This window comes from Chryseosolibacter indicum (assembly GCF_018598585.1).
Classification (GTDB): domain Bacteria; phylum Bacteroidota; class Bacteroidia; order Cytophagales; family Cyclobacteriaceae; genus Chryseosolibacter; species Chryseosolibacter indicus.
In genome coordinates this window covers 72,854-90,768 of sequence record NZ_JAHESD010000011.1, presented here as the reverse complement: position 1 = coordinate 90,768, position 17,915 = coordinate 72,854, and the positions used below count along the sequence as shown (strand labels likewise).

The 17,915-nt window shown below is 39.0% G+C and carries 18 protein-coding genes; 15 read left to right on the top strand and 3 right to left on the bottom strand.

All coding sequences use genetic code 11. The features are described from left to right. Positions 1-150 precede the first annotated feature (150 nt). The 9 genes from KK060_RS07435 (at position 151) to KK060_RS07395 (ending at position 8,677) form a co-directional block, all read left to right on the top strand. On the top strand, positions 151-567 hold the full coding sequence (locus tag KK060_RS07435; protein ID WP_254153090.1) for a TraR/DksA family transcriptional regulator: 417 nt from the start codon (positions 151-153) through the stop codon (positions 565-567). A gap of 71 nt (positions 568-638) precedes the next feature. Next, the gene (gene scpB, locus KK060_RS07430) at positions 639-1,223 is read left to right on the top strand and encodes an SMC-Scp complex subunit ScpB (protein ID WP_254153070.1); all 585 of its coding nucleotides are present in this window, start codon (positions 639-641) and stop codon (positions 1,221-1,223) included. Then, positions 1,210-2,574 (top strand): pseudouridine synthase, encoded by a 1,365-nt coding sequence (locus KK060_RS07425; RefSeq protein WP_254153069.1) that lies wholly within the window; start codon positions 1,210-1,212, stop codon positions 2,572-2,574. Before scpB ends, KK060_RS07425 begins: the two co-directional genes overlap by 14 nt. Before the next feature lie 98 nt (positions 2,575-2,672). Continuing rightward, positions 2,673-3,188 (top strand): DinB family protein, encoded by a 516-nt coding sequence (locus KK060_RS07420; protein WP_254153068.1) that lies wholly within the window; start codon positions 2,673-2,675, stop codon positions 3,186-3,188. A gap of 2 nt (positions 3,189-3,190) precedes the next feature. Continuing rightward, entirely contained in the window at positions 3,191-4,480 is a 1,290-nt protein-coding gene (locus KK060_RS07415; RefSeq protein ID WP_254153067.1) for a D-alanyl-D-alanine carboxypeptidase, read from the top strand. Between the two features lie 162 nt (positions 4,481-4,642). Further along, on the top strand, positions 4,643-5,875 hold the full coding sequence (locus tag KK060_RS07410; protein ID WP_254153066.1) for a glycoside hydrolase family 3 protein: 1,233 nt from the start codon (positions 4,643-4,645) through the stop codon (positions 5,873-5,875). Between the two features lie 13 nt (positions 5,876-5,888). Further along, positions 5,889-6,692 carry an N-formylglutamate amidohydrolase gene (locus KK060_RS07405; RefSeq protein WP_254153065.1) on the top strand — a complete coding sequence of 268 codons (804 nt, stop codon included), beginning with the start codon at positions 5,889-5,891 and terminating at the stop codon, positions 6,690-6,692. An 86-nt stretch (positions 6,693-6,778) separates the two neighbouring features. Next, complete coding sequence (gene hutF, locus KK060_RS07400) at positions 6,779-8,170, top strand: formimidoylglutamate deiminase (protein ID WP_254153064.1); 1,392 nt, start codon at positions 6,779-6,781, stop codon at positions 8,168-8,170. A gap of 18 nt (positions 8,171-8,188) precedes the next feature. Beyond that, complete coding sequence (locus KK060_RS07395) at positions 8,189-8,677, top strand: GNAT family N-acetyltransferase (RefSeq protein ID WP_254153063.1); 489 nt, start codon at positions 8,189-8,191, stop codon at positions 8,675-8,677. Between the two features lie 328 nt (positions 8,678-9,005). Here the strand turns inward: KK060_RS07395 and KK060_RS07390 are convergent, their stop codons facing one another. Next, positions 9,006-11,540: a M14 family metallopeptidase gene (locus KK060_RS07390; protein ID WP_254153062.1), complete on the bottom strand. Its 2,535-nt coding sequence runs from the start codon at positions 11,538-11,540 to the stop codon at positions 9,006-9,008. A 257-nt stretch (positions 11,541-11,797) separates the two neighbouring features. Here KK060_RS07390 and KK060_RS07385 point away from each other — a divergent pair, with 257 nt between their 5' ends. Next, a complete protein-coding gene (locus KK060_RS07385) occupies positions 11,798-12,313 on the top strand; it encodes an RDD family protein (protein ID WP_254153061.1) in 516 nt (171 codons plus the stop codon). A gap of 77 nt (positions 12,314-12,390) precedes the next feature. Here the strand turns inward: KK060_RS07385 and KK060_RS07380 are convergent, their stop codons facing one another. Then, positions 12,391-13,503 (bottom strand): tetratricopeptide repeat protein, encoded by a 1,113-nt coding sequence (locus tag KK060_RS07380; protein ID WP_254153060.1) that lies wholly within the window; start codon positions 13,501-13,503, stop codon positions 12,391-12,393. Positions 13,504-13,664: 161 nt separating this feature from the next. On the opposite strand from KK060_RS07380, the gene KK060_RS07375 reads away from it, so the two are divergent. The 5 genes from KK060_RS07375 to KK060_RS07355 all read left to right on the top strand — a co-directional run bounded on the left by KK060_RS07375 (position 13,665) and on the right by KK060_RS07355 (position 17,329). Beyond that, positions 13,665-14,768, top strand: coding sequence for an amidohydrolase family protein (locus KK060_RS07375; protein ID WP_254153059.1), 1,104 nt, complete (start codon positions 13,665-13,667; stop codon positions 14,766-14,768). A gap of 10 nt (positions 14,769-14,778) precedes the next feature. After that, complete coding sequence (locus tag KK060_RS07370) at positions 14,779-15,369, top strand: nitroreductase family protein (protein ID WP_254153058.1); 591 nt, start codon at positions 14,779-14,781, stop codon at positions 15,367-15,369. A gap of 108 nt (positions 15,370-15,477) precedes the next feature. Further along, the gene (locus KK060_RS07365) at positions 15,478-16,017 is read left to right on the top strand and encodes a TlpA family protein disulfide reductase (RefSeq protein ID WP_254153057.1); all 540 of its coding nucleotides are present in this window, start codon (positions 15,478-15,480) and stop codon (positions 16,015-16,017) included. A gap of 27 nt (positions 16,018-16,044) precedes the next feature. After that, entirely contained in the window at positions 16,045-16,758 is a 714-nt protein-coding gene (locus KK060_RS07360; protein WP_254153056.1) for a PrsW family glutamic-type intramembrane protease, read from the top strand. Continuing rightward, on the top strand, positions 16,739-17,329 hold the full coding sequence (locus KK060_RS07355; protein ID WP_254153055.1) for a hypothetical protein: 591 nt from the start codon (positions 16,739-16,741) through the stop codon (positions 17,327-17,329). The genes KK060_RS07360 and KK060_RS07355 overlap by 20 nt, the downstream gene beginning before the upstream one ends. A 41-nt stretch (positions 17,330-17,370) precedes the next feature. On the opposite strand, the gene KK060_RS07350 is transcribed toward KK060_RS07355, so the two are convergent. Then, positions 17,371-17,895: a hypothetical protein gene (locus KK060_RS07350; RefSeq protein WP_254153054.1), complete on the bottom strand. Its 525-nt coding sequence runs from the start codon at positions 17,893-17,895 to the stop codon at positions 17,371-17,373. Positions 17,896-17,915 lie beyond the last annotated feature (20 nt).

Below are 17,915 nucleotides of genomic sequence, written 5' to 3'. Positions count from 1 at the left end.
GAATTGAAGAAACAGGAAGTAAAAAAACAGGTACCAGAAAAAAATCAGGTTGAGCAGCAAGACGAGGCACCTAAAACACCGGCAGCAAGCGCTGCAAAGGTGGCACAAAATGCCCAGTTAAATTTTTTCCAGATGCCGAATCAGAGACCTATGGCCCACAAGCCCGCTAAACCGTCTACAAATTCTGAAGAGAAGACACGCTATTCAGAAGAAGAGCTAAAGGAATTTGAAGTGTTAATAAACCGGAAGCTTGATAAAGCCAAAGAAGAATACAAAATACTAAAAGAAACCCTCAACAGAAATAATGATGAGGGAACAGATGCTACGTCTGGCGGTAACACAAAAGTGTTGGAAGACGGAGCAGAAACAGCAGAAAAGGAAAATCTTAGTCAGCTTGCCGCTCGTCAACAAAAATATATTACTAACTTAGAGAACGCATTAGTCCGTATAAAGAACGGTACTTATGGTATCTGTTCTGTAACTGGCAAGCTTATTTCTAAAGAAAGATTGATTGCAGTACCGCATACTACCCAATCTATTGAAGCAAAGTTAATGCAACAGGATTAATGGTGATAGTTGAAGTGCCCTATCGCTTCAATTGAATGAAAAGAAAGAAGAAAGATTAAAATAATTGTAGCGTGGATTTCTTACAGAATCATATTGAAGCATTAATATTTTGTTCTCCAAACCCGATAAAGCTTGCTGAGATAAAAGCATGTTTATCTGAAATGTTTAATGCAGATGTTCCTGAAGAGGACATCATCGGAGCAATTCAACGTTTAGAAGAAAAATATCAACATGAAGAGTTTTCTTTTCAGCTCTTCAAAGCTGCGGGTGGATTTCAGTTTCTTACAAAACCTGCGTATCAGGCTAGTATAAGTATCCTCCTGAAGCAACAATCCAAGAAGAGATTGTCTACATCAGCAATGGAAACCTTAGCAATCATTGCTTACAGACAGCCTATCTCAAAAACAGAAATAGAAAATATTCGTGGCGTGAACTGTGATTATGCAGTTCAGAAGCTATTGGATAAAAGCCTGATTGAAATCACAGGTAAGGCAGATACTATCGGCCGGCCAATGCTTTATGGTACAACACAAAAGTTCATGGAATATTTTGGAATCAGCGACCTTGCAGAATTGCCTGTACCTAAGGAAGTGAGCACAGAAGTAAATACGATTGGAGAGAATCCAGAATTAAAAGAACCAGATGCCCAAGGGTAATTCATCAGGCCGTTCTTCGGGAAGAAGAGGCAACAACACCAGAAGTAACTCATCAGAAAATTCATTTTCGGGAAGAAAGAAATCTTCTGACAGACCTTTTAAGAAAACGGATCGATCGTCTAAAGGAGAAGGTTCATTTGGAACTAAGAGATCGTCAGGAAGGTCTTCAGGCGGAGATCGCCCTTTTAAGAAATCAGCGAATTCGTCTTATAAAAGAAGAGATGAAGACCCAGATTCACCGAAATCATTTAGCAAACGTCCCGGTTCAACAGGACGAAAGACAGGCTCAAGAACATCAAAAAGCTTTGATAAACCTTTTCGGGATAGACGAAGTGATTCTGAAGACGAACCAAGAAGAGCAAGAGCATCAAAACCATTTGGAAGGCAAAAATCGGAAGATTCTAAATCTTCAGGTGGTACCGGTAAATCTTTGAGGCGCAGAGGTGATACTTCCAGATCTTCTAACAGAACATACGATAAGAAGGAATCAAGCGCGCGTAAATCTTCACCGCGTTCATCTTCAAAGTCATACGATAGAAAGAGGGATGAAACTTCATCAGAAGAGAGACATAGCTTCTTCAAAAAAGAAAGAACATCAGACAGAAAAGGTAAAGCAGATCAAAAAGATGCTCCTGTTCAGTCTGAAAAAATACGCTTAAACAGGTTCATTGCTAACAGCGGTGTCTGCTCGAGAAGAGAGGCAGACGAACTGATAGCTATGGGTCTTATATCAGTTAACGGAAAAACGATTACCGAACTTGGCTATAAGGTGAACCCAGGTGATGAAGTACGTTATGAAAACAAAATTCTGCGTGCCGAAAAACCAGTTTATATTTTGCTGAATAAACCGAAAGGATACATTACAACTACGGATGATCCTCAGGAAAGAAATACGGTAATGCACATTATTGGTAGTGCAGTAAAAGAGCGCATCTACCCTGTAGGACGACTTGATCGAAATACCACAGGTCTCTTGCTTCTTACCAATGACGGAGAGCTTGCTGACAAGCTTATGCATCCATCATACAATGTAAAGAAGATTTACAAAGTTGAATTGGATCGCCCGTTAACAAAAAACGATTTTCAGAAGATACTTGATGGAGTAAGACTAGAAGAGGGAAAAGCTGCCGTAGATGACCTTGCCATAGTTTCTGACGATGGAAAAACAGTAGGCGTTGAATTGCACATCGGGTGGAATCGTGTGGTAAGAAGAATTTTTGAAAGCCTGGATTATCAAGTGGTAAGACTAGACAGGTCTGTATACGCCGGCTTAGATAAAAAAGACCTCGGTCGTGGTGAATGGCGATACCTCACCAAAGAGGAGGTGGTACGATTGAAGCATTTCAAATAGATCTCAAAACAAGCTTACCCAAATTTTGCTGCTTGTTCTAAAGTAAAGTAAACCGATCTTTACTTGATAATCATGTTGATACTTTTCTATTTTTGGTTATGACAAAACCAGATCTCGATTCTATACCTCTGTTTTATCGTGGCTATGTTGAGAACGTGAAAGACCTGGATGTAATGGAGGCATTACAACAATCTTCAAAAGTTGCTTTGACTATTTTCAGAACAATTCCCGAAGACATGGGTGAATACCGTTATGCAGAGGGAAAATGGAGTATCAAGGAGTTGCTTAACCACATGATGGATGCAGAAAGGATCTTTGCTTATCGAGCACTGCGTTTTTCTCGCAATGATGGAACACCCCTTCCCGGTTTTGAGGAGAATGATTATGCTCCTAATGCAAATGCGCAAGCCCGATCTGTCACAACGCTTTGTGATGAAATGGAAAGGCTTCGTGCTACAACAATAGATCTTTATTCAACCTTCACTCCTGAGATGTTGAAGAGAGATGGCACAGCCAATAACAACAGACTATCCGTTCTTAACCTAGGGTACGTAATCGCTGGTCATGAAACTCATCACAGAAAGATTATTGTAGAACGCTATCTTAAAAATTAGGGATGCGTTTTCTATTTTACTTTATCGTAATAGCGGTTGTTACAGCATGTTCATCTTCTAAACGTTTAGGTCTTCCCAAAGCTTTTAAAGAGACTGACCATAAATTTCAGGATCATACAGGTTTCATGTTGTACGATGTTGATAAGAAGAAGGTGATTTATGAATATAATTCTAATAAATATTTCACGCCTGCGTCTAATACAAAAATCTTTACCTTCTATACCTCATTACGAATAATAGGAGATTCGATCCCTGCATTAAAATATGTCGAGCGAAACGACTCGTTGATTTTTTGGGGAACAGGAGATCCCTCCTTTTTATACAAGTTCACTTACAATAACAACAGACTTTATAACTTCCTGCAAAAGCATCCGAAGAGCCTTTATTTTTCAAATGCTAATTTTAGTACATCGCACTTTGGGTCAGGATGGGCATGGGATGATTACAACTCTGCCTACTCACCAGAGCGCTCGCCCTTTCCTGTTTACGGTAACATCTTTACTGTGAAAAAGTCCGGGAGTCTTTTACGCATCTATCCTTCCTATTTTGAAAAGCATTTTGCTATCGGTGAACGAAGAGAAAGAGAGGAAGTGGTGCGTGAACTTCATTCGAATGATTTCAAGATTCATCCTGGTGTTAGATCCCCACAATATAAGGAATGGGATATTCCGATAAGATTAAATCAACTATTGATAACTGATCTTTTAACAGATACATTAAAACGGGCTGTTACACCCGTTCACACGAAGTTAAGCGCACCTGCTATACCCTATTACAGCATTCCCGCCGATAGCTTGTTCCGTGTTATGATGCAGGAGAGTGATAATTTTATAGCTGAGCAACTTCTGTTAATCTGCGCTGGCATTGTTCGTGATACACTAAAACCTGAAATCGCCATTAAGTATTCAATTGAAAACTATCTTCAGGATCTTCCTGATAAGCCAATCTGGGTTGACGGGTCTGGTTTATCACGCTATAATCTTTTTACGCCTCGCAGCATTGTTAAGCTATGGGAAAAGATTTACGAACAGCGGCCAAAGGAAAGATTATTTCCGTTGCTGGCAACAGGGGGAGTAAATGGCACGGTAAAAAATTGGTACAAAGCTGATAAGCCCTATTTCTTTGGAAAGACGGGCACATTAAGTAATAATCATACGCTGAGCGGCTTTCTTGTAACAAAGTCTGGTAAAACGCTCATCTTCTCCTTCATGAACAACAATTACGTAACCTCTACCAGTGAGATCAGAAAGAATATGCAGGAGATTCTTTACAACATATACAATCAATATTGATCGTCCCAAGTTTCTGAAATAATAAAAAAGCCGATACTTCCGCCCCATCTTTATCCAGGACAAATACATTTCATTTCTTTCACGCTGTTAAAAATCTTCTTAAAAATCAGATTATTAAGAAGTAAGCCATAGTTTTGTTATTTAAATTTTATAAGAGTTTACATGCAAAAAGGGTTAGTTGTTGTTCTCGCGCTGGTTTTACTTTTTAACTACCAGGTGATGAGTCAGGGTCGTGATAGTTTGGATATTAAAATTGGACAGATGCTGCTGATCGGCTTTCCGGGTACTCAGGTTGATACGGCCGTGTTGGAAGAAGTAAGAAATGGAAAGGTTGGCTCTATCATTATCTTTGAGAAAAACATTCCGCCTACTAATTCTTTTGTTGCATTGAAAAAGATTACGTGGACTTATCAACAAGCAGCCCCTATTCCTCTTTTTGTTACCATAGATCAGGAAGGCGGAAAAGTTAATCGCCTGAAAAGTAAATATGGTTTTCCTAACTCAATTACTGCGGCTGCCATGGCCAAGGCAACCTCACTTGATTCCGTAAGATTTTATGGAGAATCAACAGCATCTACGCTGGCTGGTCTGGGCATTAACATAAACTTTGCCCCTGTCGTTGACCTTTCTTCAAATCCTACCAATCCGATCATTGCTAAACACGGAAGAGCATTTTCTGCAAATGAAGACTCTGTAATTCTGATGGCTACGGAGTTTATCAAACAACATCGTAAATATGGCGTGTTAACATCACTTAAACATTTCCCTGGCCACGGAAGCTCTAAAGATGATACGCATCTTGGTATAGCAGATGTAACAAATACATGGGAAGAACGCGAGCTTAAACCATACCAGGCTTTAATAGATTCCGGTTATGTAGATGCGGTGATGACCTCACACATTGTAAACAAAAGACTTGAACCAGATGGCCATCCTGGCACACTGTCTGATGATGTAATAACGGGTATTTTAAGAAATCGCCTGCATTTCAATGGCGTAGTTTTTACAGACGATATGCAGATGCACGCCATAACAAAACATTATGGCTTGGAGGAGGCGATTAAACTGGCAATTCTTGCAGGTGTCGATATCATGACGTTTTCAAATAACATTAGTGGTAGCGATCAAAGAACGGTCGACAAAGTTCATGGTATAATTCGCTCCATGGTTCAGAATGGCACGATATCAGAATCAAGAATTGATGAAAGTTTCAGAAGAATTATGAAACTTAAGGCACAACTCGGTGCTAAAGATGTTACGGCTTCACTTAAAGAGTCACTGGCAAAAACACAGTCAGAGCTTGCTGCAGCACAAAATTCAGTGAAAGAGAACCGGGATAAAAGGGAAGAAACAGGCAAAAAGAAGAAAAAGAAATCCAAGAAAAATAAATCCTAGTTCGTCGATTTCTATGGAGCCATATGTTATTCACCCTGCAACTTCAGGTGAAATTCCTGTTATTCTAAGTGTACCTCATTGTGGTACAGCTTTTCCTGATGAACTAAAAGATGAGTATAAGGATGAGCTAATTCAGGCACCTGATGATACTGACTGGTTTGTTGACAAGCTGTATGACTTTGCCCCTGCCTTGGGAATAACCATGATAAAAGCGGTTTATAGCAGATGGGTAATTGATTTAAACCGAAATCCTGACAGTGCACCACTGTACAATGATGGGAGAATTATAACAGGGCTTTGTCCCTCAACCAACTTTTTAGGACAGTCAATTTATAGGGATAATCGATCGAGCGTTGATAGAGATGAAATTGAAAAAAGATTGGAAAAATACTACTGGCCTTATCACAACAAACTTCAGGAACTGCTTACGCAAGCTAAAGACAAGTTTGGAAAAGTATTGGTTTGGGATTGTCATTCAATAAGACAATATGTAAAAACAATTCAAAATGATAAGTTTCCTGATCTTATCCTCGGCAGTGCCGATCAAACTTCTGCACCAGATCATATAGTCAAACTTTCGCTTGAACAATTGAGCAAAGGAAATTATCAATTACAACACAACCATCCTTTCAAGGGTGGATTTATTACAAGGCACTTCGGGCGACCCTCAGAAAACACCTTTGCGCTTCAACTCGAGATGACAAAAGTGAATTACATGAACGATGACGAGACATTGTACGACCATACGCGTGCTGAAAGAATGCGGTCGGTATTGGCAGATACCCTTCTGGCTGTGGCTAAAAAACTTGTTTCATAAATAAAGGAAACTGCTGCTGGCACCGCTTAATGCCATCAGGAAAGGAAGTGTTTTTAATTTCTCCATTTTAAACTTCCTTTGTCCCCATGAGTGCTTCAGACCATTCTAAAACAATAACGAAGTATTTTCACTTCCAGGGAGTCTATACACTTGGAAAATGGATTACGCCAGCTTTTGTAGGAATAGATGCAAAGGGAATTATTCAATATTTATCTGATCAAACGCCTTCTGATGAATTGCCAATAGAATATGTTGATGGCTTTGCCTTACCTGGATTCCCCAATGCACATTCGCATGCATTTCAATATGCTATGGCAGGAATGGCAGAAAAACATCAAAAGGATACTAATGATGATTTTTGGAGTTGGCGGGAAGCTATGTATCAATGTGCCTTATCCATGGATCCGGATCAGTTGCAGACTGTGGCGACTATGCTTTACATTCAGATGTTAAAGAAGGGATATACCCATGTTGTTGAATTTCATTACCTGCATCATGATCAAAATGGAAAACCCTACAGCAACATATCAGAGATAAGCGTTTCCTTACTCGCTGCCGCCGCTATTGCTGGAATAAGAATTACGCTAGTACCCGTCTTCTATCAAAAAGGAGGTTTCGGAAAACCCGCAGAAGAAAGACAGAGAAGGTTTATATTCGGTGATGTTGACGAGTATTTTAAGCTACTCGAAGAAGCTTACAGTGTTACGCAAAAAATAACAACGGCTCAACTTGGTTTCGGTGTTCATTCTTTGCGTGCAGCTGAAGTAAATGATGTTATTGAAATCGAAAAACAGGGACCAAAACATATTCCCTTTCACCTTCACGCGGCTGAACAATTAAAAGAGGTAAACGACTGCATTGCTTATCTCAAGCAAAGGCCTGTTGAGTGGCTGCTTAATAATTTACCTTTAAGTGAACGCTTTAACATTGTGCATTGTACCCATCTTAACAATGAAGAGGTAGAAAGATTAGCAAAATCAAAAGCCAATGTTGTGTTATGCCCTGGAACTGAGGCAAACCTTGGTGACGGAATTTTCAGATTAACAGATTACGCAAAGCATGATGGTAATTGGTGTATTGGCACAGACAGTCATATAAGCTTAAGCCCACTTGAAGATTTACGTTGGATGGATTATGCACAACGATTGCTTACACATAAAAGAAATACGTTTGATGATGGTGCCAGTTACCTTGTAGAAAAAGCGATTTTGAAAGGCAACGCAGCTGCAGGCATTACAAACAATAATTTCTTTGAATCAGGTAAACCATTTGACGCGATTGTTATTGATGCAAATTCTCCGCTTATGTCTGATCTGAATACGAATTTCCTGCTTTCACGTATTGTTTATGCCACAGACAATTTAATGATAGGTACCATAATAAATGGCAAATGGATTATTCAGGATTACTATCATTCGGAACAGGAAAGCGTAGCCAATGCATTTAGTGAAACGCTTAAAACAATTAAATTTCAATAATTAATAAGAATATAGCTAATGGCTGAAACTGTAACAGTAAGGAGGGTAAAGAGGGAAGACAACCTTCAGGTGGCAAATATTATCAGAACGGTGATGCCAGCGTTTGGCGCATCGGCTCCTGGCTTTGCTATTCACGATCCTGAAGTTGATCATATTTTCGAAGCCTATAACCAGGCCCGCTGTGCATATTATGTTTGCGAAGTTGATGGCAAAGTGGTTGGAGGAGGCGGAGTAGCACCACTACAAGGAGGCAATGTAGATACGTGCGAACTTAAAAAGATGTACTTTTTGGAAGAAGCGCGCGGAAAAGGATTAGGTCAGCAGGTACTTTCTGCATGTATAAAGGCAGCCAAAGACATGGGCTTTAAATACTGCTACCTCGAAACCTTCAATACAATGACCGATGCCATGAAGCTTTACGAAAGAAACAACTTTAAAAAGATAGACGGCCCGGAAGGCAATACAGGACATTTCGCCTGTGATAGATTTTATAAGTTGTCCCTTTGATTTTTCCATCCCTTGAATAAAAAACTAAAGCCCGAACCGGAAAATTAGAATTGCGGAGGAAGTTTCAGCGTAATATCAAAACGGTAATACGTTCGAGAAACAGGCGGAATACGTGCTAAATTCATCGTAGAAACAGCGTAAAAACGATGTAAATAGGATGTAGGTTTGACAAAACGCCGTTTTATCGAACCTACATCGAACGTTCATCGAACCTACATCGAATGTTCCATCTTATCGGGCCATTATTGGGATATATAATGAATGTGGGTGGCAAGCGATGCCACCTCCATAAATTCATTAATCGTTGATTTCTAATTCTGCGATTAGTTTATTGGCCAACCATAAAAACTGCATTTGCAAAAAGCAGCTTTCCGTTTTCCCAGAAAGATCTGAATAAAGGATTATCAACAAGATAAACGACCTGTCCTTCTCCTTTAGGCTCAACGCCAAACACCAGGCTATTTTCAAGGGTCTTATTTGCTTTGTTTCCGGCAAAACCCTGAACTGGTTTTGTCTTTCCTTTCAGGATGCCAACGTTCCACCCATTATCAAGGTAGGCGAAGCGAAGCTCGTTTGTTTTTAGCGAATAGTAGAAGTCGTTCAGGCCGAACCCAAGCGGATGCGAGTTGTCAATTGCAACTTTATAAATTGCTCCTGAAATATATTCTGATACCTGTTTTCGTTCGGTGTCTCCATATCGTGTAAAGCCTTCTCTTTCCTTTCTCTCCTTTTCTTCTTTTTCAGCAAAAGCTTTATCTTCTTCGGAAGCAAATCGTTTTAACTCAAATGCTTTCTGATCAGCAAAAGAATTAATTGCATTAGCTATTAATATAAGTCTGCCCCCATTGTTAACCCACGTACTGATTTTCTCAAGTACACTTTCCTCGAAAAGTCGATAATATCCTTCAGGGATAACAAAGACATCATATTTACTCAGATCTACATTTTTAAAATAATCTGTGCCGATTTGTGTTATCGGATAATGAATTTGTTGCTCAAAGAAATGCCAGATTTCACCCGTTGAAAGTGAGGATGTTTGTTCTCCGAAAAGTACTGCAATACGAGGAGGCTTAATATAGTTAAGATCACCTGAGCCAAAGTCTTTTCCTTTTTCAACAAAGCCAGTTGAGGTAGTATATACGATACGGTTTAGCTCTTTTGCGGTATTGATAATCATATTATCAAAGTCGGCAATGTGTTCGTTGTTTCTTCTTGTTACAATAAGGGTACCTGGATTAAAGAATTGACCATTTACAGTAAAGGCTTTTTCCATACTCCTTACCTTTACTCCTTTTTGCATAAGCTTTGTAAGAAAGGCCACATCATTGATGTGGTTGTAGGTAAAGATGTATGCATAAGGTTTTGCAGCAAGATTAGTATAAACTGCTTTCTTTGGTGCATAAGCCCTATTAACCTGAAGACGCTCATTTAAGGCATAAGCCTTAAGGTCGTATGCATACATTAGATTCCATGCAGTAATATCATAGGTAAGCGAATCAGGTAGTTTGGAGGTAGGTTCAAAAATGGTTGTTATAAACCTCGATTTTGGTTGATAGGTACTGATAATAATATCATCAGACGTTATATTAACCGATGCCGTTGTTTGGGTTTGATAATCGAAGCCCCTGCTTGTTTTGGCTGAAGTATGACCAAAACTGATGTTATGGGTCTTCAACCACGATGTTAACTGTTCAAGCTTATCAATATTATTTGTAGCTTTAATCACATAAGTTTTATAGGATGATGCAGGGCTGGTGTTGTTTTCCCTGAAATATTTTTCAAACTCATCAACAACACGTGTAGCATTTTGTGAAGTAATCTCAATGGTTGAAAGCCCCGTAGTATGATGGTGTGTTAACCGGTCTTTCAAAGTAAGTGGATCACCTGTTTCTGTTGTAATGCTTAACCCGGCATAGCCACCCCCGGCTTGTTCGTAGGTCATTCCAATGGCACCATTATAAGTTGGATATGTATCGCCATAGCTGGGGTAATACAAATCGAAAACTTCTTTGGTGAAGTAAAGCCATCCCTGCTCATCAAAATACTTGGCGTTGTTCTTTCCGATTAAGGTTTGAAACTCGCGTTGCCAAGGAGTGATCACCTCGTGAAATGGCTCTGCTGCAGGGGCGAAATAATATGGATTGTTGTGGCCCTGCTCATGGAAGTCCACATGAATATGCGGAAGCCATTGATTATAAATCACGAGGCGTTGTTTAGATTCTATCTGTGTCTCCCACGCCCAATCACGATTCAGGTCAAACATATAGTGATTTGATCTTCCGCCAGGCCAAGGCTCATGATGTTCTTTTGCATCTCCATTTGCGTTAAAAGGTTTATTTCCGTATTGATTGTAGAAGTTCGCGTATCTGTCTCTCCCATCCGGGTTAACACAGGGATCAAGTATTACAATGGTGTTTTTTAACCACTCCTGTGTTTTGGTATTGGCCGTGTTGGCAAGTTCATAAAGTGTCCACATAGAAGCTTCCATAGAATTAGCTTCGTTTCCGTGAACATTATAACTAAGCCATACAATGGGAGTTTTGTTGGTGCCGGGCGAGCCTTGTTCAATGCCAGCCCTTTTCAGGTTGTCTATTCTTATTTGCTCAAGATTTTTGTAATTATCAAGAGAAGCTACTATGGCATAGATCAAAGGTCTTCCCTCATAGGTTTCGCCATATTGGTGCACATCAATATTTGGCATTACATCTCCTACATGTTTAAAATAATCAACAACACGGTAGTGCCATGTAAACCGATCGCCTAGTTCATAACCCAGAAATTCTTTAGGAGTTAAGAGCTTCTGCTGACTAAATGATAGCGTTGAAATGAAGACGAGGACGAGAGATATTAAAAAACTTTTCATATGTGCAATACCAAATAATAATGTTGTATGATTTAAAGTGCTAATGAAAGTAATATTGGCGATTAAGGTAAGAAGAACAACCAGGAATATTTACAGGAATAAATAAGGCATATAGATATGGTTAAAAGATAATGTAAGAAAATTATTCGTTTTCCGTTTCATGAAGTTATTTGAAAAACAATAAGGCTTTGTTTTCATTCCTGATATCTAAGGTTATTTAAAAATAATTATCTTTAACATAACTAAAACTTTTATTTATGGAAACCACAGCTACATTCTCAACTACCACAACAAATTATGCAGGCTTCGGCCAACGCTTCGTTGCTCTTATTATTGATGGAATTATCATTGGTGTTATATACGGAGTAATACTTGCCCCTGTAATGGCAGCAATCGGTCTTGGTGTTGCTTCAGGCGTTCAAAACGCCGAAACAATGACAGAGGAGGAGGCAGCAGCAGCAGCGATGGGTATGGTAGGAGCTATTGTTGCAGCTGTTGGATCGATAATACTTATCATCTATGCCATTCAAGTTCTATACTATGCATTTATGGAATCTTCAAAGTTTCAGGGTTCATTAGGTAAAATGGCAATGGGGATAAAAGTGGTGGATATGAATGGTGAACGTATAACTTTCGGAAAGGCATTTTTAAGATCAATTGGAAAAATTATTTCAGGAACCATATTTTACATCGGTTTTCTGATGGCTGCTTTTACTGAAAAGAAGCAAGGTCTGCATGATATGATTGCAAGCACTTTAGTTCTGAAGAAATAATTTGCCTAGAGTAAGATAAACAAAAAGGTCAGGATACGCTCCTGACCTTTTTGTTTATGTTTTGTTTAGGAACGGAATCACTTGCAGTTTTTCTTGATTTCTGCTTTGGCCTCTGTTGAACCCAGCTCTTCTGCTTTCTTTAGATCGAGACAAGCATCATACTTATTATTCATCAGTATTTTTACCATTGCACGCTGATAATACGTTTCAAAATCTTCCGGAAACAACTCGATAGATGAGGTATAGTCTTCTATTGCTCCGGAGTAATCTTCTTTTTCTGTTCTGCTTAATGCTCGGTTATCAAAATAAACGGGATTAGTTGGATCAAGTTCTATAGCTTTGTTATAATCAGCTATTGCCCCGTCGATATCCTGTAATTGAAATTTAACAACACCTCTAAGATTGTATGTTTCGGAATCTTCATCGTTAAGTTCAATGGCTTTATTATAGTCTTCGAGAGCTCCTTTGTAATCTTCTTTTGCACTTTTTGCCAAGGCCCGGTTTTCATATTTTAATGGATCTTTCTGATCTAGTTTTATTGCCTCATCATAATCAGCAATAGCCTTTTCAATATTTCCTGCATTATAATGTGCTACGCCCCGAAAATTGAAAAGAGAAGGATCACTCTTGTCTAACTCAATTGCCTTTGTATAATCATCAATGGCACTTACAAATTCCCCCAAGTCAGCTTTTGCTACACCACGGTTAAAGTACTTGTCAGCATCAGCCGGGCCAATTTCAAGCGCTTTCGAAAAGTCGAAGTAAGCTCCCTGCAAGTCTTCTATATTGTATTTGGCAAGTCCGCGATTGGTATAAGCTACGGTATACTTGGGATTAAACTTAAGGGCTTTATCGAAATCTTCAATAGCATCTTCATCGTTACCCAAATCCATTTTGGCCTCACCCCTGTTGTTGAGCGCCTCGGCAAATGTTGAATCAATTTCAAGGGCAAAGGTATAATCGCTGATGGCACCGTACAGGTCATCAAGCCCGGCACGCGCCTGCCCGCGCAAATTAAGGGCTAGTTTATTTTTAGGATCGGCATTTATTATTTTCGTAAGATCCGCTTTAGCGCCCGCGAAATCTGCGGATTCAAGTTTCTTCTTAGCGGCATCCAGCTGGGGATTTTGTGCCCATACCAGGTTACAACAGAAGATCAGAATAAAAAGTATTGGACTTGTATTTTTCATACGACAGAATGGCCTACAAGTTAGGAATATTAATTTTTTGTAATAACGACAATCTATACAGTTTTATATACACTGTTTTTAAAGCACACATAAAAGAATTTCCGCTGAACATAAACCTCTCGCAAAGAAGCGTATTACAATTATCTTGCTAAAAAATTAGTATGAAGGCTTTTCTAACTTCCCTTTTGTTATCCGCTTCAGTAGCCGTTCTCGCGCAGGAGCAACCTCTCGATATGAAAATGGATTTTGAAGAGTATGATCCGCCGTCAACCCTTGTAGTACCGGAACATAAGCTAACAAGAGCAAAATATCCATTTATTGATGTGCATAATCATCAGTTCTCCATGCCTACTCAAAATCTTAACGATTTATTAAAAGAAATGGACAAACTGAATATGGCTGTTATGGTTAACCTCAGTGGCAGGGGAAGAGGCAGCACGGAACATCTTGAAAGATCCTTGGAAAATGTTAAAAAGACCAATAGCAAGCGGTTTATAGTTTTCACAAATATGGACTTTGCTGCTATTGATGATCCGGAGTGGCAGGGACGTATGGTTAAGCAGCTGGAGGAGGACGTTAAAAAGGGAGCAAATGGCTTGAAGATCTATAAAAGCCTCGGCATGTTTACCAACGATAGGAAGGGAAACCGTGTTCATATTGATGATCCGCGCATAGATCCTATTTGGAAAAAATGTGGTGAACTGGGTATACCGGTACTCATTCATTCTGCCGACCCAAAACAATTTTGGCAACCAATCGATAAGCAAAACGAAAGATGGCTGGAGTTGAAGTTGCACCCAGGCCGCAGGCATGATAATGATCCTGTAAAATGGGAAACACTAATAGCTGAACAGCACAATGTTTTTCGGAAACACCCGAAAACGAAGTTTATTAACGCACATTTAGGATGGTTTGGTAGCGATTTGCAAAAGTTGAGTGAGTTACTTGACCAGATGCCTAACATGTATGTAGAGATAGGTGCTGTTATAGCTGAGCTTGGCCGCCAGCCGAGAGCCGCAAAAGCTTTTTTAGTGAAGTATCAAGATCGGGTAATGTTTGGAAAAGACAGCTGGGTACCTGAAGAGTATACCACTTACTTCAGGGTACTAGAAACAGCAGACGAGTATTTTCCTTATCATAAAAAATACCATGCGTTTTGGAGAATGTATGGGTTGGAATTACCTGATGAGGTTTTAAAGAAGATTTATTATAAGAATGCATTGAAAGTTATCCCGAACATAGATGCAAGCCAGTTCCCAAAATAAAACAGATAATATGGTATATGACCTCTCTGCCTTTGAATCATTAATTAAAAATCGCAGATCGATATTTCCGCAGGACTATACAGGTGAAATAATTGAAGATGTTATTGTTAAGAAAATTTTAGAGACGGCGATCTGGGCACCTACACATAAATTAACACAGCCGTGGCGATTTGTTGTTTTTACTGGCGCAGGTATCAAAACATTAGCGGAGGAGCAAGCAAATGTTTATAAGAAATGGACTTTAGCAGATGGAACCTATAAAGAAGAACGTTACCAGAATCTGCTTACAAAACCATTACTCTCCTCGCATATCATTGCTGTGTGTATGAAAAGAGATGAAAAAAATTCGGTTCGCGAAGTTGAAGAAATCGGCGCTGTTTATTGTGCAGTCCAAAACATCTACCTTGCAGCAACTGCTTTTGGTGTAGGAGGTTATTTAAGTACGGGAGGAATTACTTATATGGAAGATGCGAAAAAGCTTTTTGGTTTGGAAAAAGAAGACAGACTTATAGGCTTCTTCCACCTGGGTGTACCTAAAAGAACCCCATCGCCATTAAAGAGAAAATCACTCGACGAAGTTATGCAGTGGGTCAGTCAGTAATAATTAACGTTAATCGCCTCTTCTTTAGGGTGCATCGAAATTAGGACGGATATTTGCTGGTTTGTGCTGATATTTCGAATAAATGTTCTAATAAGCAAAACCACCACTATGAAGAAATTAATGCTTTTTCTGCCCCTATTTCTAGTTTTCAAAATAGCAACAGCACAGGTTGTAGGAAAAACATTTCCGGCAATGACGGCCGAAACCGTTGAAGATAAAAAAGTTAATCTTCCGAAAGATGTAGCAGGAAAGTATACTTTAATAGGAATGGCATATTCAAAAAAATCTGAAGATGAACTTAACTCCTGGTTTCAACCAGTCTTTCAAAAGTTTATTCAAAAATCAAAAGGATTAATGTCAGGATTCACCTATGATGTAAACGTATACTTTGTTCCTATGTTTACGGGTGTTAATGCCGCAGCAACAAATACTGCTAAGCGTAAAGCCGCGAAAAACATCGACCCACAATTACTGCCTTATGTTCTCTTTTATAAAGGGGAGTTAAAACCATACAAGGAAGCACTAGACTTTGAGAAAAGAGATATCCCATATTTCTTTGTACTAGATCCTAATGGAAAAATTGTTTACGCTACCTCTGGTAAATATACTGACGACAAGATGGATGAGGTAGAGGAGAACATTGAATAATTTCCTGATCTTTACTTTTAAATGAATGTGCTGGAACTACTAGGTATAGCTTTAGCTCCAGGGGTAGCAATCATGCTTTATATATATCTGAAAGATAAGCATGAACGCGAACCCCTGCATTTGCTTATTACCAGTTTTTTGTATGGCGCGTTCAGCACTCTTGTCACCCTTGTCATTAGCTGGCCGCTTAATACTTTTCTGATTTTGAAAGAGGGAGATATAGTTGATGAATTTTTTACTGCCTTTTTTAAAGTTGCCCTTGTAGAAGAGTTCAGTAAGTTCTTTTTTGTTCGCTTTATTCTTTATCCCAACAGAAATTTTAATGAACCCTTCGATGGTATTGTGTATGCTGTTATGGTAAGTATGGGCTTTGCTACGTTGGAGAACATCATGTACATATTTGAATATGGTTTCCAGACGGGAATTTTAAGAATGTTTACCGCGGTGCCAGCGCATGCAACGTTTGGAGTAATGATGGGTTTTTATCTGGGCAAATCCAAATTTACACATTCGCGCACTTTATACTTCGGCTTTCTGGCACTGATTGCCCCTACTATATTTCATGGCTCCTATGACTACTTTTGGTTTATAGCTGAGGTAAAAGATGTTTGGGCCGGAATCTGGGTCTTTGCAATTATCTCCCTTGTTCTTGGATTAATATTGTCAAGGAATGCGATACGACTACATCAACAGGCATCACCTTTTAATACAGCAACAGTAGATGAAAACAATAGGATATAGTGTTACAATGAGATGGGTATTGTGTTCACTTGTCTTTGTACTTTCTAATTGCAAAAATGAGAAGCTAAATTTTGTCGACAAGGGAGTAATTGAGGATGGTTTTTACAGCAACAAGTTCTTTAACTTTAGTCTCTCCATTCCGGAGCAGTGGGTTGTACAAAATTTTGATACTGCAACAAATGCTGACACAGCTACAAGCCAGGTTATTACGCTGTTAACGATATCTAAGTATCATCCTGCTGCTACTGAAGATTTTAACCCATCTTTTAATGTTATAGCTGAAAGATTATCCAAGAAAATATCGGCTATTGATGAGAAATCTTATCTGCAGTTAACATTACAACAGCTGCAAAAAACAGGGTTATATAAGTCTTTTGATGGGAACGGTACAATAGTAAAGCTAGGTGCTCGAGAATTCTATTCCATGAAAGTGGTTTCAAAACAATCAATTACGCAAGAATTTTTTGTGAGCACGCTGAATGATCACATGCTGGTGTTTATTACTTCTTACGAAAATGATCAGCAGAAATCTGAATTAGATGCAGTTCTTGGTTCGATTACTGGTTTTTGAGACGAGAAGGTTCTAAGCGTTTTAGTATTACTTTAGAGAAATTATCCTTCTTCAATTAAATCAATCAATTGTTGTGGTGAAGGATCGATTTGATAAATGGTTTTGTCGTTTACTCGTGTTGAATCGACAGGCATTAGAGTCGAAAGTCTTTTAATGTATTCGTTAATATTTACTCCAGGTTGTTCAGGAGCCATGTATAATAAATCACCATTTTTTTGAAGTTTGATTACACGTAAAATCCACTCGGGTTTTTGATTAAGGCTCAGGAAGTAATACCCTTTATAAGATTTCAATACCATTGAATCACTTAGCACGCCATCATCGTATTGGTTTGTTGCCTTTGTTCTTTCTTCAGGGCTAAAGTAACCAAACCTGTAGCCCATTGAATTGATGATAACGGTATCCTTAGCGAGCTCACCGTTTTCTTTATAGGTTAAATATTTTCCCCGTAAGATTTTAGGCACAGAAACTAGCGGCCTTCTTGATACAGGTTGTGCCTCTTTAAAGGAAACTTCTTTGCACGAAAATAAAGAAATCAGCAATAAGAAAGCTACTACTCGCTTCATAACAGCTTATGTTAGTGTTG

Coding starts and splice junctions, on each gene's coding strand:
- KK060_RS07435 (WP_254153090.1), top strand. CDS start 151: ATGGCCCACAAGCCCGCTAAACCGTCTACAAATTCTGAAGAGAAGACA.
- KK060_RS07425 (WP_254153069.1), top strand. CDS start 1,210: ATGCCCAAGGGTAATTCATCAGGCCGTTCTTCGGGAAGAAGAGGCAAC.
- KK060_RS07420 (WP_254153068.1), top strand. CDS start 2,673: ATGACAAAACCAGATCTCGATTCTATACCTCTGTTTTATCGTGGCTAT.
- KK060_RS07415 (WP_254153067.1), top strand. CDS start 3,191: ATGCGTTTTCTATTTTACTTTATCGTAATAGCGGTTGTTACAGCATGT.
- KK060_RS07410 (WP_254153066.1), top strand. CDS start 4,643: ATGCAAAAAGGGTTAGTTGTTGTTCTCGCGCTGGTTTTACTTTTTAAC.
- KK060_RS07405 (WP_254153065.1), top strand. CDS start 5,889: ATGGAGCCATATGTTATTCACCCTGCAACTTCAGGTGAAATTCCTGTT.
- hutF (WP_254153064.1), top strand. CDS start 6,779: ATGAGTGCTTCAGACCATTCTAAAACAATAACGAAGTATTTTCACTTC.
- KK060_RS07395 (WP_254153063.1), top strand. CDS start 8,189: ATGGCTGAAACTGTAACAGTAAGGAGGGTAAAGAGGGAAGACAACCTT.
- KK060_RS07390 (WP_254153062.1), bottom strand. CDS start 11,540: ATGAAAAGTTTTTTAATATCTCTCGTCCTCGTCTTCATTTCAACGCTA.
- KK060_RS07385 (WP_254153061.1), top strand. CDS start 11,798: ATGGAAACCACAGCTACATTCTCAACTACCACAACAAATTATGCAGGC.
- KK060_RS07380 (WP_254153060.1), bottom strand. CDS start 13,503: ATGAAAAATACAAGTCCAATACTTTTTATTCTGATCTTCTGTTGTAAC.
- KK060_RS07375 (WP_254153059.1), top strand. CDS start 13,665: ATGAAGGCTTTTCTAACTTCCCTTTTGTTATCCGCTTCAGTAGCCGTT.
- KK060_RS07370 (WP_254153058.1), top strand. CDS start 14,779: ATGGTATATGACCTCTCTGCCTTTGAATCATTAATTAAAAATCGCAGA.
- KK060_RS07365 (WP_254153057.1), top strand. CDS start 15,478: ATGAAGAAATTAATGCTTTTTCTGCCCCTATTTCTAGTTTTCAAAATA.
- KK060_RS07355 (WP_254153055.1), top strand. CDS start 16,739: ATGAAAACAATAGGATATAGTGTTACAATGAGATGGGTATTGTGTTCA.
- KK060_RS07350 (WP_254153054.1), bottom strand. CDS start 17,895: ATGAAGCGAGTAGTAGCTTTCTTATTGCTGATTTCTTTATTTTCGTGC.